The sequence below is a fragment of the Acetobacter okinawensis genome (assembly GCF_002153655.1).
Lineage (GTDB): Bacteria > Pseudomonadota > Alphaproteobacteria > Acetobacterales > Acetobacteraceae > Acetobacter > Acetobacter okinawensis_A.
Window position 1 is genome coordinate 72,264 of sequence record NZ_JOPJ01000017.1, and the last position, 17,805, is coordinate 90,068.

A 17,805-nucleotide genomic window follows, 5' to 3' on the forward strand; every position below is an offset into this window, starting at 1 on the left:
CTCCAAGTCATAGGCTACTACCGGGGGTATGCGCCGCCCTGCCCACCGGAGCGGGAGGACGCGCTGATGCGGCGCAGGGCATTGCCATCCGATGGCACGGCACCCGAAGTGGTGTCCACCTCCATTTCGGACCCGTTGACGACACGGCCTGTCAGAATCATTTTGCTGGCGAGGTTGAGCGCATGCACGTACTGGCCTGCCCCGCCATCCTCCAGCGCACGGCCCGTGGCGGACAGGTGCAGCCCGGGCGATGTGTAGGAGAGCATGATGGGGTCACCCTTGTGCATGACAATGGTGCGCCGCAGGTCCCGCTCCAGCACCGGCTCGTCCACCACCACACTGTGCAGCAGGGTCATGCCCGCAACATCCGTATCCCCCGTGTAGGCCCGCGCGCCGGTATGGCCGGTATAGGATTCGTCCACCCGCACATCCCCTGCCCCGATGATCGACCCGGCAGCAAGCGCATGCGTGTACACCAGCACACGCTGCGCCGCATGGACCGTGCCGGTCAGCAGGAACGAGTCCTGCGTAATATCGCCCAGCGGGTGGGTGCGGTACACCGTAGCGGTAAAGCGGCCACTCTTCTGGTCCCAGTCCACATCGGACAGGACAACGGGCTTGGGGTCATCGGCGGCAACGGTCATGGGGTGGAAGTCACCCAGCTCGATTGTTACCGGGCCTTCGCCCAGATCGGGCAGGCTCTGTTTGACCAGATGGATAAAAAAGTCGCGGTCCAGCACGCGGCCTGCGCGTGTGACGGTTACCTGCGCCGTGGCGGACTGGTCCAGCCAGTCCACGCCATACTGGTCGGCAATGGCCAGCAACTGCCGCCCCCCAACCACAAAACTGCTGCCCGGCAACGGCGCTGGCCCCAGAACACGGTCCTGCCCCGGCTCCAGGTCCATAAACAGGTCCGACAGGCGCACCGTGTCCGATGTGACCGTGGTGGCCGTCCGCAGGGTTGCCGCAAAGCTGGCCACAGGCTGCAACGCCACAAAAACCGCAGCCAGAACCGGCAGTAAGGCCGCCCGCAGGGACATGGTTATTTCAGGTTCGTGAGCGTCTGAAGCATTTCATCAGAAGCGGTAATGACCTTACTGTTCATTTCATACGCGCGCTGGGCGGTAATCAGGTCGGTAATTTCGGTCACCACGTTCACGGCGGATTCTTCCAAAAAGCCCTGCCGGATATCCCCGAACCCCGTGCTCTGCGGCGTGCCCGTAACCGGGTCGCCCGAGGAGGTGGTGGAGGTGAACAGGTTCTGCCCCATGGCGGCCAGACCGTTTTCGTTCTGGAAGGTGACAAGCTGGATCTGCCCGGCCACCTGCGCCGTAGTCTGCCCGGACAGGGTGTACTGCACCTGCCCGCTCTGATCGACGGTAATGTTTTCGGCATTATTGGGCAGGGAAATGTCAGGGCTGAGCGGGTAGCCGTCCGCCGTAACAATGGTCCCGTCGTTGGAGAGCGAGAACGTGCCGTCACGCGTGTAGGCGTATTCGCCCGATGGCAGGGTCACACGGAAGTAGCCGCGCCCTTCAATAGCCATATCCAGCGCGTTGCCGGTCTGCTCCAGCGTGCCCTGCTCGTTAATACGGTAAATACCGGCGGTGCGCACACCAAGACCCACCTGCGCGCCAGAGGGCACAAGGTCGCCCGTATCCGAGCTCATGGTCCCCGCGCGGCGCATGTCCTGATAGATCAGGTCCTGAAACTCCGCCCGACGCCGCTTGTAGCCCGTGGTCGTCATGTTGGCGATGTTGTGGGAAATTGTCTCGACGTTCGTCGACTGGGCCTGCATGCCCGTAGCGGCGATATCAAGGGAACGCATCATAGGATGACAAGCCTCCGGGTGTGCCTTGCGCCATGCTCTCCCCAACAACGGTGCGGTGGCGGGGGCATGGGTGGGAACTTACATGGCCGTACGCAAACTGCCATACCATGTATTGCCAGCAAGAGGTAAGACGACAGCATGGCCATTGCAAGAGGTTTTGTCTGGCCAATTCCTTACCACTTCTACATCAAGCGTGCTTTTGTGGTGTATGACACACATCCGGTGTTGCTGTATTATAGGCAATCCAATAGATTTGGCAGACATAAAACCGTTATCGGGCCGCAAGATTCGGGGCAGGCCCGCACCAGTGCGCCGCACCCGCCCCACCCGCCGGAGTGAGACACCCATGGACAACACGACCTATATCGCCTTGTCCCGCATCAATGCCCTGACGCATGACCTTGAAGTCAGCAGCAACAATCTGGCCAACGCCAATACAACGGGCTTCAAGGCCTCCCGCGAGTTGTTCTCGGACTATATTGTCAAACAAAAAGACATTCACGGTATCCCCGGTGAGCGGACGGAAGCCTATACGCAGGACCGCGCTACCTACCAGAACCACGGGCAGGGCCAGCTCCGCCAGACCGGCAACCCGACCGACTTTGCCATTAACGGCGAAGGGTTTTTTGCCGTGCAGACCACGCAGGGCGTGCGGCTGACGCGCAACGGCCAGTTCCAGCGCCGCTCCGATGGCACCATTGTGGATATTAACGGCAACCCCGTTCTCAACCGCTTCCAGCGCCCCATCATCATCCCCCGTGAGGACGATGTGCTGTCCGTCTCCTCCGATGGCACCATTTCCACGCAGGATGGCGCGGTAGGCACCATTGACCTGATGACGGTGGACAACCTGAACACCCTCCAGCCCGAGGGTAATGACCTGCTCAAACCCACGACCCAGACGCGTGTGCTCCCCCGCAAGGAGATCCGGCAGGGTATGCTGGAGAGCAGCAACGTCAACGCCATTGCCGAGACCACACGCATGGTGGAAATCCAGCGTGATTACGACCTGAACTTCCAGCTTGTGCAGACCGAATCCACCCGCCGCACCAACGCGATTGACAAGATCACGCAGGATTCGAGCAGCTGACACGCCTTTGCACGGGCCATTTTGCGCATTACGTTAACCTTCTGCAAACCAATGCGCCGTAAGACTTCTTTAACTGCTGCCAGTTGGCTGCTATTGATTGCCAGATTTTTAAAACACGCCGTGACCAACGGACGAGGACAACAATGGACCTAGGATCAGCTCTATCAATAGCCTCGAGCGGGCTGAACGGGATCGAATACCAGTACTCCGTTGTCTCCCAGAACGTCGCCAACTCCTCCACCACGGGCTATGCCTCCGAATCGGCTAGCGTGACCTCGGCTGTTGCAAACAATCAGGGGACCGGCGTGCGCATTGGCCATACGGTGGTCAATGTCAGCCCCTACCTGCAATCCTCGCTGTACACCCAGAACGCCAAGGTCTCGGGCCTGACCACATCCTCCAACTCGCTGGCAGCCGTTGCCTCCGTTCAGGGGTCCACCTCCTCGGATTCGGGTTCGACCAACACCCTGTCCGATGCGCTGGGCAACGTGCAGACCGCGCTGACATCGCTGACATCCACCCCGCTGGAAAGCTCGGCGCAGACCGCTGTCATTACTGCTGCCACCTCCCTGACCGACACCATCCACACGCTGGCCAGCACGTACACACAGCAGCGGCAGACGGCGGAAGACACCATTGTGTCCACGGTCTCCACCATCAACCAGAACCTGACGCAGATCGGCCAGCTGTCCAAGCAGATCATGGCGCTCAAGGCCGTTGGCTCCGATACCGCCGACCTTGAAAACAGCCGCCTTCAGGTGATGAACGACCTCTCCTCCGAAGTGGGGGTCAAGTTTACCGAAACGTCAAAGGGCGACATGGTTGTCACTACCGAGGACGGCACCAAGCTGCCGACCCGCCCGGACCAGATCGGCCTGAACGACAACACCCAGACCCTGCCCAGCAACACATGGCCGCTCTCGGCTACAAATGGGGGTACGGCCAGCACCACCATTACCGACAGCATGTATTATAAGGCAGGTGACCCCACCAATTCCCCCATTGCGGGCATTACGGTGGCGGATGGGACGACCAACACCTCCTCAACGGATATTACGTCCCACCTGACCAGCGGCACGCTGGGGGCCAACATTACCCTGCGTGACACAACCTACCCCACCATGCAGGCGCAGCTGAACGCGTTCTCCACAACGCTGATCAACCGCTTTACGGCTGCGGGCATGTCCCTGTTCACCAGTTCCTCGGGCAGCAGCGTGATCTCCACCACCGCTACCGGGGCGAGCAGCCAGCAGACCAATCTGGCAAGTGGCATTACCGTTAACGCCACGTACTCGGACACCCCCTCCAGTCTGGCGCCCAGCGGCAGCACCACAACCATTACCAACGTGCTGAGCACCACCTTTGGCACCTCCAGCAGCAATGTGAGCGGCTCCACCACCCTGTCGGACGGCACGGTGGTCAGTCTGGATGCCCCGACATCCGACCTTGGGCCGGGCAGCAGCCTGAGCACCGGGTACAGTGCAACGCAAGGGCTTGTGGCGCTGGCAACCTCCCTGACATCCAATCAGGGCGCCACCATCAGCACGGCCAGCACCAACCTGACCTACGCCACGGCGGTGCAGACAACGCTGAGCGCAAAGGTAACCAGTGTGTCGGGCGTGGATGTGAATACCGAAATGTCCAAGATTGTGGCGCTGCAAAACGCCTATACGGCCAACGCCAAGATCATTTCCTCCGTGCAGACCATGTTCAGCGCGCTCCTTAACGCCATCAACTAAGCCCATAGAGGGAGAGACTTTACTATGAGCACTTCTATCGGGCAGTATGGCGCAAGTGCGGCAAGCCTCGTTCTTTCCGCCGGTGTCAAAGAACTCAGCGACGCCCAGACCACCCTTTCGTGGCAGACGTCAAACAACGGTATTATCTCCGAGACCTTTGCGGGTCTTGGCACGTCCCGTTCCACCGTGTTTTCGCTGACCCCCAAGATCACGCAGGTCGCGGCATGGCAGAGCAACATCACCAACGCCCAGAACAGCCTGAGCGTAACCGCCACGTCCCTTAAGCAGATTGTCTCGCTCGCGCAGAGCATGGCGACCAACCTGCTGAGCATTACAGGCAGCAGCAGCACATCCACGGTCAACTCGGTCTCGACCGAAGCTTCGAGCACGCTCAGCCAGATTGCCACGGTGCTCAACGCCTCCAACGGTACGGGCTATGTGTTTGCCGGGCAGAACGCCACCCAAGCCCCGGTCAACGACCCGTCCAACGTGGCCAGCGGCACAACAAGCACACAGATCGCCAGCACACTCAGCCAGCTTGCATCCGGCACAAGCATGGACAGCATTCTGCAGCAGGCCACCACGCTGATGAACGCGGACAGCTCGATTTTTTCGAGCACCATTTCCACCGCGTCCTCCACAGATGGCACGGCCTCCCTCAACACGGCCCAGACCCAGCAGACCAGCACCATTACGGGGGACAGCACGTCCAGCACCTATGGCATTGTGGCCACGCAGGGCAGCACATCGGACGTGAGCAGCACCTCCACCGGCTCCCCCATCAAGGACCTGATGCGGGATATGATGCTGATTTCGGGCATGAGCGGCATGTCCTCCACCAGCACAGGGTATTCCGACCTTGTGAACCAACTCCATACATCGCTGGTCAACACGACCAACCAGTTGATCAACATGGAAACGACCGTGGGCGCGCAGCAGAACGCGCTGACCGCGCGCGCAAGCCTGCTGACCAACACCACGACTGCGCTCAAAACCCAGCTGTCAGATGCCCGCACAACCGATATTGCACAGGTGGCTATCCAGAGCAGCAACGTGCAGGCCAGCCTCAAGGCCTCGTTCATTCTGATCGCGGATATGAAGGACATGACACTGGCCAACTATCTGTAAAGGCCACGTCCACACGCGCGCTATACGCCCGAACAGCCTGCTGGCCCATGCCCGCAGGCTGTTCTGTTATGGATACAGCGCGTAAAAGGACGACAGGAAGATCGAGGTTTTAAGCTGCGTGGCATAGGCCTTCACCAGTTCGGGGGGGCAGACCACCACCATCACCTCCAGCGGGTCGCCCACACCGCGCACGCGGTTCTGGGCCTGTGTCAGCAAAAACTGGTCCAGCCCCCCACGGCCCACACAGCACAGGCAATGCCCGCCGTGGCTGGCCTGCTCCTTGCTCCCATGCCACTCCAGCACACAGGCCCAGCCCTGAGCCTGCTCTGGCGTAGGGGTCACGCCCGCAAACACCACGCCGCCACGGCCCCGCCAGACCTGCCCCTGCGGCGGATGAGCGCGTACAAAAAGCGGCACGCGCCCCCCCTGTATGCGCGGTGGAACACGCATGCAGGTGGACAGTGCTGCCTCGGTCTGGAATAAGGATGTGGTTTCGGCCCGCTCACGCGGCTGAGACCCCTCCTCCCCACCACTTCGGTTCTGTGCTGTCATGTCTTCTCGTCTGCCGCTTCTTGATGCTCTGCGTGAACAGGTTCTGCTCTGCGATGGAGGAATGGGGTCCCGCATCCAGATGCTCGACCTTGATGTCCAGCGCGATTACTGGGGACAGGAAAACTGCACCGAAGTGCTGACCCTGTCACGCCCCGAACTGATCCGCGAGATCCATCGTGGGTATTTTGAGGCCGGGGCCGACATGGTGGAGACCAACACCTTTGGCGCCTCCCCCATTACACTGGGCGAATTCGGGCTGACCGACCGCACGCGTGAGATCAACCGGGCCTCCGCCATACTGGCGCGTGAGGCTGCGGACAGCTTTGCCGATGGCCGCCACCGCTACGTGCTGGGCTCCATGGGGCCGGGCACCAAGCTGCCCTCTCTGGGCAATATTGACTACGACAGTCTGGAGGCAGCCCTTGCCGAGCAGACCCGCGGCCTGATTGAAGGCGGCGTGGACGCGGTGCTGATTGAGACCTGCCAGGACACGCTCCAGATCAAGGCCGCCGTCAACGGCGTCAAACTGGCCCGGGCCGAGGCGGGCGTCACACTCCCCATTTTTGTGCAGGTCACGGTGGAAACCACCGGCACGCTGCTGGTCGGGCCGGACATTGCGGCGGCCGCCACGGTCATTAACGCGCTGGATGTGGACCTGATCGGCCTGAACTGCGCCACCGGCCCGCAGGAAATGGCAGAGCATGTGCGCTGGCTGGCCGAAAACTGGCCCCGCCTGATTTCCGTCCTGCCCAACGCGGGCCTGCCTGAGCTGGTGGACGGCAAGACGCACTACCCGCTCAGCCCTGCGGATATGGCCACATGGGTCGAGCGCTTTGTGCAAGAAGACGGCATCAACATGACCGGCGGGTGCTGTGGCACCTCCACCCCCCATATTGCAGCCCTCGACGCCATGCTGCGCCGCCGTGCGGAGGCCACAGGCCGCCACCGCCCGGCCCCCGTGGCCCGCACGGCTGTATGGGTACCCTCTGTCGCCAGCCTGTATTCGCAGGTGCCACTGCGGCAGGAAAACGCGTATTTTTCCATTGGCGAGCGCTGCAACGCCAACGGCTCCAAAAAATGGCGCGAACTGCAGGAAGCACACGACTGGGACGGCTGCGTAACCGTAGGGCGCGACCAACTGCGTGAAGGCTCAAACGCGCTGGACGTCTGCACCGCCTTTGTCGGCCGCAACGAGCGGGCGGAAATGGACGAGGTCATCCGGCGCTTTACCTCCTCGGTCAATGCGCCGCTGGTCATTGACTCGACCGAAACCCCGGTCATCGAGGCCGCCCTCAAGCTGCATGGCGGCAAGCCGATCATCAACTCCATCAACTTTGAAGATGGAGAAGGCCCGGCATCCGACCGCATGGTGCTGGCGCGCAAGTTTGGCGCCGCCGTTGTCGCCCTGACCATTGATGAAGTGGGCATGGCCCGCAAGCCCGAGGACAAGCTGCGTATTGCCGCCCGTCTGGTGGAGTTTGCGTGCACCAAATACGGCCTGCCCCAGTCGGACCTGATGATCGACCCGCTGACGTTCACCATCGCCACCGGAGCGGAGGACGACCGCAAGCTGGGCCAGTGGACGCTGGAGGGTATTCGCATGATCCGCGATGCCTTCCCCGATATCCAGATCGTGCTGGGCCTGTCCAACATCTCCTTCGGGCTGAACCCCGCCGCCCGCGCGGTGCTGAACTCGGTCTATCTTGACCTTGCGGTCAAGGCGGGCATGACGGCGGCCATTGTCCATGTCTCCAAAATCCGCCCGCTGCACCTGATCGCTCCGGAGGAGGTGAAGGTCGCCGAAGACCTGATCTTTGACCGCAGGACAGAGGACTACGACCCCCTGCAGGCCCTGCTCGCTCTGTTTGCAGACCGCAAGGCGTCCGAGGCCGTCAAGCGCAAGCAGGCCGAAACAGCAGAAGAACGCCTGAAGGACCGCATTGTCGATGGTGACCGCAAGGGGCTGGAAGCCGACCTTGCCGAAGCCATGCAGACCATGGCCCCGCTGGACATCATCAACACCGTACTGCTTGACGGCATGAAGGTGGTGGGCGAGCTGTTTGGCGCAGGCAAAATGCAGCTTCCCTTTGTGTTGCAGTCGGCTGAGACCATGAAGGCCGCCGTGGCGTGGCTGGAGCCGCACATGGAGCGGGCCGAGGGCCAGCAGCGCGGCACAATCGTGCTTGCCACCGTCAAGGGCGATGTCCACGACATCGGCAAAAACCTTGTGGACATTATCCTGACCAACAACGGCTACCGCGTGGTCAACCTTGGCATCAAGGTGCCTGTGGCCGACATGATCGAGGCCGCCCGTAAGGAAAAAGCCGACGCCATTGGCATGTCGGGCCTGCTGGTCAAATCCACCGTGATCATGCGCGAAAACCTTGAGGAAATCGCCCGCGCGGGGCTGGATACCCCCGTCCTGCTCGGCGGTGCCGCCCTGACCCGCAACTACGTGGAAGAAGACTGCGTAGCCGCCTACGGGGATGGCGGGCGCGTGGCCTATGCGCGGGATGCGTTTGATGGCCTGACCTTAATGGACCAGATCGCCCAGAAAGGCTTTGACGGCTACCTGGCCGCCATACAGAAGCGGCGTGAGGGCAAGGCCACCCGCAAGAACGCCCGCACCCCCGAAAGCGCGGAAACACGCGGCTACGCCCCCGTGGACAAGGCCGAAGTTGCCGCCCGCCGTGCGCGGATCAACGCGGGTGAACCCCGCCTTAGCCCCCCGTTCTGGGGTGCGCGGGTGCTCGAAGCCACGCCAGAGGCGGTTCTGCCGTTCCTTAACGAGCGCGCGCTCTACCAGTTCCAGTGGGGTTTCCGTAAGCAGGGCCGCTCTTTGGACGAGTTTCTGGTCTGGGCGCGGCAGGAGCTGCGGCCCATTCTGCACCGCATGCTCAAACTTGCCGCAGACGAGCAGATTCTCAAGCCACAGGCCTGCTACGGCTACTGGAAGGCCGCAGGCGATGGCAACGATCTGGTGCTGTTTGAACCCGACGGCATAACCGAGGCCGCCCGCTTTGCCCTGCCCCGCCAGCCCCGTGCGGATGGCGAGTGCATTGCCGACTTTGTGCGCGACATCAACGACCCCGAGCGTGACGTTGTGGGCCTTCAGGTTGTGACCGTGGGGCAGAAAGCCTCCGACATTGCCCGCGACTGGTTTGAAGAAAACCGTTATCAGGACTACCTCTACCTGCATGGTCTGTCGGTAGAAATGGCCGAGGCCATGGCCGAATACACCCACAAGCGCATCCGCGCGGAGCTGGGCTTTGCAGCCGAGGACCCGCGCAACATGGAGGACCTGCTCCAGCAGGGCTACCGTGGCTCGCGCTATTCGTTCGGCTACCCCGCCTGCCCCCGGCTGGAGGAGCAGAGCAGCATCCTCTCCCTGCTGGATGCAGGGCGTATTGGCGTGTCCCTGACCGATGGGGACCAGCTCCACCCCGAGCAGTCCACCTCCGCCCTTGTGGTGCTGAACAGGCATGCCAAATATTTCACAATCTAAGGCGCGCAGGCATTGACCTGTTGGGATGGTGCGGCGCATCATCCCATAATGGTCTATTCCCGCCCGCAACCGGTTCCGCCCCTTACCCTGCAACGCAGGGAACTATACGTGCAGGTGGGCCAGCATGCGACCAGTTGCACAACGGCCTTTATTGCAGGCCAGCGGGACGAGCTGGTGCTCCAGAGTGCGCTGTTCCTGCAAAGCCTGCACAGCATGTGGCTACAGGACGGGGTGGAGGAAGCAGACGTGTGGACCGAGCTTTTGCGCCGGGTAGAGGTCTCTGACCTGTTGCACAAGCTGAACCAGCCCCCCCACCGCGGCAAAAAAAATGGCAGGCCCGACCGGCCGTGGCGCGTTACCACCAGCAAACTGCCCTAGGGCGCGCAAGCTGGTGCCCCTTATGTATTTTTCCCTCTTTTCCGCACCCCCTCGGGGCCTGTAAACCTGCGCCCATGGCAGCCATAGACGCAATTTCCCTGACCATTCTGGCCCTGTCCACCCTGCATGGGCTGTGGCGGGGGTTTACGCAGCTTGCGCTGGGCCTGCTGAGCTGGGTTGTGGCGTTTGTGCTCGCTTTTCGCTTCCATGCGGTGCCTGTGCCGTGGCTGGCGCGCTTCATCCACTCCCCCACGGTGCTGCAACTGGCAAGCTTTGCCGTGGTTCTGCTGTTTTTTCTGGTCGCAGGGTATCTGCTGGCGGCTGCTGTGGTGCGGCTGGTGCGCGCCACCCCGCTGGACGGGCTGGACCGCACACTGGGCGGGCTGTTCGGGCTGGTGCGCGGGGGCTGTGTGGTTGTGCTGCTGTTTATGGCCGGGCAATGGCTGCTGGAGCCTTCGGACATGGAGGCCATAGAGGCGAATGGACGATTGACCCCTTATATTCGGGCTGCCGCAACCTATATCCACCCTTATCTGGCGGAATTTGATTCAAAAGGGGTTGCGCCAAAGCGTCCAACAGGTCATGACGCCACCTTGTAATCCCCATACGGCCAGTATCAGCCATTTGCGGAGGCCCTGCGCGCTTATGCACCCCCATTCCACGTTGCCCGTTTCCCTCCCCGATCCTGTCCGTGCGGACGAGGACCACCTGCAAGAGGAATGTGCCGTCTTTGGCATATGGAACGCCAAGGACGCGGCAACGCTGACAACCCTTGGCCTGCACGCCCTCCAGCACCGTGGGCAGGAGGCAGCGGGTATTGTCTCCTTTGACCCGCAGGACAGCCGCTTCCACTCCCACCGTGGGCTGGGGCTTGTGGGCGACGTGTTCAGTGACTCGCGCGTGATGGCCACATTGCAGGGCACCCGTGCCATTGGCCACAACCGCTACGCCACAACCGGGGCCACGCTGCTGCGCAACGTGCAGCCCCTGTTTGCCGAGTTCGCCTTTGGCGGTCTGGCCGTGGCCCATAACGGCAACCTGACCAACGCAGACACGCTGCGCCGCGAGCTGATCCGCCGTGGCTGCCTGTTCCAGTCCACCACGGACACCGAAGTGTTCGTGCACCTGATTGCCATATCGCTCTACGCCACGGTGGAAGACCGGCTGATTGATGCGCTCAAGCGGGTTACGGGGGCGTATTCGCTTGTCGTGCTCTCGCAAGATGCGCTGATCGGCGTGCGTGACCCCATGGGCGTGCGCCCGCTGGTGCTGGGCAGGCTGCCCGGTGAAGGCGGCAAGGACGGGTCCTGGGTTCTGGCGTCCGAAACATGTGGGCTGGACATTATTGGCGCGGAATTCGTGCGGGATGTGGAGCCGGGCGAGCTTGTTGTCATCAACGACAGCGGTGTGCGCTCCCTGCGCCCGTTCGGGGACACGAAGCCCCACTTCTGTGTGTTTGAATACATCTACTTCGCCCGCCCGGATTCGGTGCTCGAAGGGCTGCCGGTCTATAACGTGCGCAAGGAAATCGGGCGCGAACTCGCAAACGAAAGCGGGGTCGAGGCCGATGTGGTCGTGCCCGTACCCGACTCGGGCGTACCCTCGGCCATTGGCTATGCGGAGGCCAGCGGCATTCCGTTTGAGTTGGGCATTATCCGCAACCACTACGTGGGCCGCACCTTTATTGAACCCACCGACCAGATCCGCCACTTGGGCGTGAAGATGAAGCACTCGCCCAACCGCCCCATTCTGGACGGCAAGCGGGTTGTGCTGGTGGACGACTCCATTGTGCGTGGCACCACCTCGCGTAAGATCGTGGACATGGTGCGTGCGGCCGGGGCGCGGGAGGTGCATATGCGCATCTCCTCCCCCCCCACCAAGCATTCGTGCTTCTACGGGATCGACACACCAGAACGCAGCAAGCTGCTGGCCGCCCAGAACGACCTGAAAAAAATGGCCGAGCTGATTGGTGTGGACAGTCTGGCCTTTATCTCGCTCGACGGGCTGTACCGCGCCATGGGGCATGAGAGCCGCAGCGCCAGCCGCTCCACCTATTGCGATGCCTGCTTTACCGGCGAGTACCCCATAGCTCTTGTGGACCACGATGCCGAATACGGCCCCGGTGCCGCCTAAGCCATAGTGCCCCTAAGGGCCATGAACAGAAAAACCCCGCCAGAGGCACACTCTGGCGGGGTTTTTTATACGCATGGTCGTATGGGCCGCCCTTAGCGGTACACCATGCCGCCATCAATCAGGATCGACTGGCCAGTTACGTAGTCGGAATCGGGGCCAGCAAACCACGAGACAAGATTGGCCACGTCATCGGGTGTTTCCGCACGGCCAAGGGCAATGCCGTCCACAAACTTCTTGTAGGTCTCACCCACGGGAGCGCCCGTCAGCTTGGCAAATTCCTTGTCAATTTCCACCCACATATCCGTCCCCACAACACCGGGGCAGTAGGCGTTTACGGTAATGCCGTGGCAGGCGTATTCCTTGGCTGCGGCCTGCGTCAGCCCGCGCACTGCGAACTTGGTGGAGGAATAAACCCCCAGCATGGCGTAACCCTCGTGCCCGGCAATGGAGCAGGCGTTAATAATCTTGCCCCGGCCTTTGCGCGCAATAAACTTGGCAGCGGCAAGCTGGATGCCCCACAGGGTGCCTTCCACGTTAATACGGTAAATGCGCTGGACTTCCTCCGGCGTCACATCCGCCAGCGGCTTGATCTGGGCAATGCCTGCGTTGTTGACCATAATGTCAAAACTGCCCAGCGTGGATTCCGCATGGTCAATGGCGGCGGCCACCTGCGCGCGGTCGCCAATGTCGGCTATAAAACTGGTGGCCTTGCGGCCCAGTGCTTCCACTTCCTTGACAACACCGGCCAGACGATCCTCACGGATGTCCACCAGAGCTATGTCCGCGCCATCCTTGGCCAGACGCAGGGCAATGCCACGGCCAATACCCTGACCACCGCCCGTAACCAGCGCCACCTTACCTGTAATATCCGCCATGGGACCTCTCCCGTGTGATGAGAAACGGGGCGAGCGTAGTGCAATAACAAAAAAAAGCCATCACCAAAAAAAAGCCCCCGCACGTATGTGCAGGGGCTGGTGCAAAAGAGCGCGCTCACGTCTGGCCTGTTACGGCCTCCGTGCCGGGGTTGCCCCACCTTGCGGTGCTACTGGGGGTGTGGCGGCACTGGGTGTATCAGGCGGGAGCAGGCGGAGTTGCACCGCCGCCACATCTGCCAGCTGGCCAAGCAACTGGCTCAGCCCCTGCACCATGGCCATGGTGTTCCCACCGGGGCCACCACTCAGGCTGACACGCTGGAGCGTGCCCTGCCCGTAGGGTGCGCCTGCCGCAGCAGGCTGGACAGAGAGCATGGCATCCAGCTCCACATGGCCCGAAGGCCCGGTGGAAAAGCGACTGACCGAAAGCTCCACATAAGCCTGCGGGTCGGCGGCGGCGGCGTCATTTTCCACAAACACGCCTGTGCCGGGCAGGCGCTGGGCCAGATCACCCGCCAGCGCGTGGCCAATCTGGGCGGCAAGGGAATCGCTCCATGCATCCGCGCTGGACACACTCAGCCGGTAGCCGCTGTCGGCTATGACAATCCGGTCGCGGTCAAGGCCGGAGGCAATGCTGGGCAGGCGGACCTCCACATAACGTGGCCCCCCTGCCAGCGGCTGCCCCGGCACAACGGCCAGCGTGTACAGCGCAGCCCCCGCGTTGGCGCAGCCCGCAAGCGTGACCGCCAGAAGCCCAAGCGAGGCCCCACCAGCCAGAACATTGCGGCGGGAAAGACCAGCCCCAGCCAGTCCGTAAGGTTTAACGCGAGCCATGATCTTATCGTCCCGAGATGAGCGCAGAGGGGTGGTTGGTCAGGAAATCGGACAAAAAGCGCAGCGAGCGCGCGGTCTGCCCAAGCTGGATGACCATGGCCTGCAAATTGCGCTTGAAGTCGCTGTTGCCACCATAGCTGGCCAGCAGGCGGTTGGCGTTGTGGAGCATCTGGTCCAGCTGCTCCGCCATGGCGGGCAGGCGCTGGCTGAGCGGGCCAAGGCCCTTCTGCAGGTCCTGCGTGAGTGCCTGCACATGCTGCATGGACACGCGCAGGCTGACCAGCGCCTGTTTGACATCGGGGCTGTTCAGCGTCTCGTCCGCATGGGCGAGCAGGCTGTTGGCGTTGGTGCCAATCTGCTCAAACGGCATGGCCGCCAGACGGTCGGTCAGGGTGGAAACGGACTCCATAATCCCCGACATCCCCCCCGGCTGACCGGGGATGACAAGGGTTGAGCCTTCCATGCTGATGGTCGCCTTGCCCGCGTTCTTGACAAAGTTGAGCGAGATCAGGCCCTCGCCCGTCAGCAGGCTTGCGCTGTCGGTGGAGGCACGCAGGCCGTTGGCCACCAGCGTGCGCAGCATGTCCGTGACCTCCTCATGCGACAGTTCCTTGGAGGTAATGACGCGCTCTGGCTGGATTTCCATGCCAATGCGCACGCGCGGGTGGCCGGGGGTGGAGGTCATGTCCAGCTTCACACTCGTCACGTTCCCGACCTGAATGCCAAACATGCTGACAACAGCACCCGGCGCCAGCCCCTTGACGGAGGAGGTCATGTACGTGGCCAGCGGCACACGCTCATGGTAGCCCGCGTTCTGGGCGTCCTCCTCGCTGTCATAGAGTTTGAACACGGTGTTGGCGGCGGCCATCGGGGGCTCGCGCTGGGCTTTGCCTTCCTCCAGCGGGGGCAGGCCAAACGCCACCCCGCCAGAGAACAGGGCCTGCAACGACTGCAACTGCACCTTAAGCCCACCTGCGCCAAACCCCACCTTAACGCCGGAAACATTCCAGAACCGTGTGCTGCCACTCAGGTAATGGTCATAGGGTTCCTTGACAAAAATCTGGATCAGCACCGGCCCGCGCCCGCCCGGCGGCATGGTGTAGCCCAGCACTTCCCCCACATCCACATCGCGGAAGAATACGGGAGCCCCCTGCCCGATGGAGCCAATGTTGTTGGCCACCAGCGTGTAGGTCTGCCCCGGCTGGTCCGAGCGCATGCCCGGCGGTGCTTCCAGCCCCTCGAACCGGTCCACATGCTGGCCGGATGTCTGGCCACTGGCGTCCAGCCCCGGATCAAAGGCGATATACGCACCCGACATGAGCGTTTCCAGCCCGGTAATGCTGGCCCCGTTAATGCGCGGGCGCACCACCCAGAACCGGGCCTTCTCGGTCAGCATGTCGTTGGTGCCCTTGTTCATGCGGATCTGCACGCGCACATGCCGCAGGTCGGGGGTGAGGGAGATGTTCTCCACCGTCCCCAGCACCACGGATTTGTTCTTGACCTGTGTCTGCCCACTGGTCAGGCCATCGGCGGTATCAAAAATAACGGTAATTTCCGGCCCGTTATCCAAAAAACTGCGCCAGACCAGAAAGCCCGCAATCAGTACCGAAACAATGGGAATAACCCATATGATGGAAAACCGGATCCTGCGCACCAGCGCATCCTGGTTGTCACGTTCACCATGCCCTGAAGACTTGTGCCTGTCGTTCACGCCCTGTCCGGCTCCATATTGTTCAAATACGCGGCGGTCTGCTGCGCGGGGGGGAGCGCTCCCCCACCGGCAAGGCCGCAATCATCCTGTGTGTCATTATCCCCCACCCCATCCCACATGACGCGGGGGTCAAATGCATGCACGGCAAAAATGGTCAGCACCACAACGGCGGCAAAGCAGACCATGCCCCCGTTGGCCGTAATGCTGGCCATACTGTTAAAACGGACCATGGCCACCAGAATGGAAACCATGAACACATCAATCATGGACCACCGGCCAATCACATCGATCACGCGGTAAAGCTTGGTGCGGCCCACCAGCCAGCGTGCGGAGTGCCGCCATGTGGTGAACAGCATGAACAAAAGCCCGAAAATTTTGAGCACAGGCACCGTTACACTGGCAAACAGCACCAGCAGGGAGAGCGGGATCATACCGTCCTGCCACAGTTCTACAGCGCCCTCTATAATAGTGTGCCCCGAGCCACCCCCAAGCCGGATCACGGTCATGACCGGGTAGATATTGGCTGGCAGGTAAAACACCACGGCCGAAATAAGCAGAGCCAGTGCGCGCATACGGCCATTGGGTTTGCGGCGGCGCACCACATGGCCACACCTGGGGCAGAACCCCAGCGCATCAGTCGCGGGCATGGCCTCCCCAAACGCCAGCACCACACCACAGGACAGGCAGGAGGCCATGTGCGAGGGCGGGGGCAAGGTGGCGGTGCTCTCCACACTCTCGCACGTCAGGCGGACGCGCCTGTTATCCATGCGGCGCAGGCTGTGGTCAGTCTGCCTGCGGTCCCAGATCAGCTCCGTATCCAGCGTGGCATCGGTGGCGGACATGGTGAGCATGAGCCCCGAGACCAGAAACACCGCAGCCCCGATCTGCACATAAGCCAGATCGGACAGTTTGGTGTAGGCCACAAACACGCCCAGAATATACACCTCCACCATGGACCACGGGCGCAGGCGTTCGTACCATTTGAGCAGATGCGGCACCCAGAAGGGCAGCCTAGGCTGCAAGGCCCCCACCAGAATGGACAGCATCATGCCGATAACCAGCCCCGGCACAATAATGGTGGCAATGGCCACCAGTACCCCTACCTCGCCCCAGCCCTCATGCAGCAGTTCGATCGGGCCGGTCAGGATATTGACCGTACGCTGGCGGCCATACAGGTCGAGCATCATAAGGGTAGAGGCCAGCATGGCCAGATAAAGGGCCGCCGAGCTGATGCAGAACGCCAGCGGTGTGGCAATGGGGGATGTGCGGTTGCGCCGGTCCAGCAACTGGTTACACCGGCAGCAGCGTGCCTGCGTACCCGGCGCAAGCTCGGGCAGAATCTGGTAATGCCCGCAACACGGACACTCCACCACTCCGCGCAAAAGCCGGACGTGTTGCTCCTCATCCACAGGCACATTCTGTCCGGGGAACAGGGCCTCCTGCAACAGGGCCATGACTTGCGTTACGTTCATCACCCTATGTTCTTAATACCAACCGCCCGCACTGTAACTGAAAAAACAGTATGCCACCCCTGCCATACAGACCTGCGTGCAGCGCCTTTGTAGCCCGGCCCCCGCCACATGCACCCACACAGACCAAGCATAACACCCGGCACACCCCCAACGCACACCACCCGGGCCAGTGCGGCCAGCCCCCCGCCTGCCCCCCACGGCTCCACAATTCTTGTGCAAAACCGTGCCAAAATGCCCTGTAAAATACCTTACAACCGGCGTTAAGCGCCTTTTACCCCGCATTGGGTGTTGCATGCCCGCAGGCATCATGATAACCAGCCTTCCGCACACACTCTGTGCCCGCTTAGCTCAGTTGGTAGAGCACATCATTCGTAATGATGGGGCCGATGGTTCGAATCCGTCAGCGGGCACCACTTTTTTTCCCTAAATTGTCATGATTTTTACGGCACTGCATCGCCATAGGCGCATTGCCTAGTCCAGCCCATTTGTCTGCGTGGCCACTCCCTGCTCCAACCGATGGTACCGGGCCATACGGGTGTCACGTCAGGCAATAGGGGCAG

At 61.8% G+C, this 17,805-nt stretch carries 14 protein-coding genes and 1 tRNA gene; 8 read left to right on the forward strand and 7 right to left on the reverse strand.

What is annotated here, in order from left to right; translation table 11 throughout:
* Nucleotides 1-17 precede the first annotated feature (17 nt).
* Both flgA and flgG read right to left on the reverse strand, forming a co-directional pair.
* Nucleotides 18-1,040 (reverse strand): flagellar basal body P-ring formation chaperone FlgA, encoded by a 1,023-nt coding sequence (gene flgA, locus HK26_RS08855; protein ID WP_086639448.1) that lies wholly within the window; start codon nt 1,038-1,040, stop codon nt 18-20.
* A gap of 2 nt (nt 1,041-1,042) precedes the next feature.
* The gene (gene flgG / locus HK26_RS08860) at nt 1,043-1,831 is read right to left on the reverse strand and encodes a flagellar basal-body rod protein FlgG (protein WP_086639449.1); all 789 of its coding nucleotides are present in this window, start codon (nt 1,829-1,831) and stop codon (nt 1,043-1,045) included.
* Between the two features lie 253 nt (nt 1,832-2,084).
* Between flgG and flgF the strand changes: the two genes are divergently transcribed.
* The 3 genes from flgF (at nt 2,085) to HK26_RS08880 (ending at nt 5,788) form a co-directional block, all read left to right on the forward strand.
* On the forward strand, nt 2,085-2,921 hold the full coding sequence (gene flgF, locus HK26_RS08870; RefSeq protein WP_257640943.1) for a flagellar basal-body rod protein FlgF: 837 nt from the start codon (nt 2,085-2,087) through the stop codon (nt 2,919-2,921).
* Nucleotides 2,922-3,064: 143 nt separating this feature from the next.
* Nucleotides 3,065-4,660, forward strand: a complete 1,596-nt coding sequence (flgK, locus tag HK26_RS08875; protein WP_086639451.1) for a flagellar hook-associated protein FlgK — start codon at nt 3,065-3,067, stop codon at nt 4,658-4,660.
* Nucleotides 4,661-4,684: 24 nt separating this feature from the next.
* Nucleotides 4,685-5,788 carry a flagellin gene (locus tag HK26_RS08880; protein ID WP_086639452.1) on the forward strand — a complete coding sequence of 368 codons (1,104 nt, stop codon included), beginning with the start codon at nt 4,685-4,687 and terminating at the stop codon, nt 5,786-5,788.
* A 66-nt stretch (nt 5,789-5,854) separates the two neighbouring features.
* On the opposite strand, the gene HK26_RS08885 is transcribed toward HK26_RS08880, so the two are convergent.
* Entirely contained in the window at nt 5,855-6,340 is a 486-nt protein-coding gene (locus HK26_RS08885) for a hypothetical protein (protein WP_086639453.1), read from the reverse strand.
* Here HK26_RS08885 and metH point away from each other — a divergent pair.
* The 4 genes from metH (at nt 6,339) to purF (ending at nt 12,356) form a co-directional block, all read left to right on the forward strand.
* Nucleotides 6,339-9,845 (forward strand): methionine synthase, encoded by a 3,507-nt coding sequence (metH, locus tag HK26_RS08890; RefSeq protein WP_086639454.1) that lies wholly within the window; start codon nt 6,339-6,341, stop codon nt 9,843-9,845. The two genes, HK26_RS08885 and metH, sit on opposite strands and share 2 nt — an antisense overlap.
* A 48-nt stretch (nt 9,846-9,893) precedes the next feature.
* The gene (locus tag HK26_RS08895) at nt 9,894-10,223 is read left to right on the forward strand and encodes a phosphoribosyl-ATP pyrophosphatase (protein WP_086639455.1); all 330 of its coding nucleotides are present in this window, start codon (nt 9,894-9,896) and stop codon (nt 10,221-10,223) included.
* Between the two features lie 74 nt (nt 10,224-10,297).
* Nucleotides 10,298-10,822, forward strand: coding sequence for a CvpA family protein (locus HK26_RS08900; protein WP_086639456.1), 525 nt, complete (start codon nt 10,298-10,300; stop codon nt 10,820-10,822).
* 46 nt (nt 10,823-10,868) lie between these two features.
* Nucleotides 10,869-12,356, forward strand: coding sequence for an amidophosphoribosyltransferase (purF, locus tag HK26_RS08905; RefSeq protein ID WP_086639457.1), 1,488 nt, complete (start codon nt 10,869-10,871; stop codon nt 12,354-12,356).
* A 92-nt stretch (nt 12,357-12,448) separates the two neighbouring features.
* Here the strand turns inward: purF and HK26_RS08910 are convergent, their stop codons facing one another.
* The 4 genes from HK26_RS08910 to HK26_RS08925 form a co-directional block, all read right to left on the reverse strand.
* The gene (locus HK26_RS08910) at nt 12,449-13,231 is read right to left on the reverse strand and encodes an acetoin reductase (protein WP_086639458.1); all 783 of its coding nucleotides are present in this window, start codon (nt 13,229-13,231) and stop codon (nt 12,449-12,451) included.
* Nucleotides 13,232-13,360: 129 nt separating this feature from the next.
* Entirely contained in the window at nt 13,361-14,062 is a 702-nt protein-coding gene (locus HK26_RS08915; RefSeq protein ID WP_086639459.1) for a PqiC family protein, read from the reverse strand.
* Between the two features lie 4 nt (nt 14,063-14,066).
* Nucleotides 14,067-15,773, reverse strand: coding sequence for a PqiB family protein (locus HK26_RS08920; RefSeq protein WP_086639460.1), 1,707 nt, complete (start codon nt 15,771-15,773; stop codon nt 14,067-14,069).
* Nucleotides 15,770-17,227, reverse strand: coding sequence for a paraquat-inducible protein A (locus HK26_RS08925; RefSeq protein ID WP_475638870.1), 1,458 nt, complete (start codon nt 17,225-17,227; stop codon nt 15,770-15,772). The genes HK26_RS08920 and HK26_RS08925 overlap by 4 nt, the downstream gene beginning before the upstream one ends.
* 355 nt (nt 17,228-17,582) lie before the next feature.
* Between HK26_RS08925 and HK26_RS08935 the strand changes: the two genes are divergently transcribed.
* Nucleotides 17,583-17,658 (forward strand) — tRNA-Thr (locus tag HK26_RS08935).
* Nucleotides 17,659-17,805 lie beyond the last annotated feature (147 nt).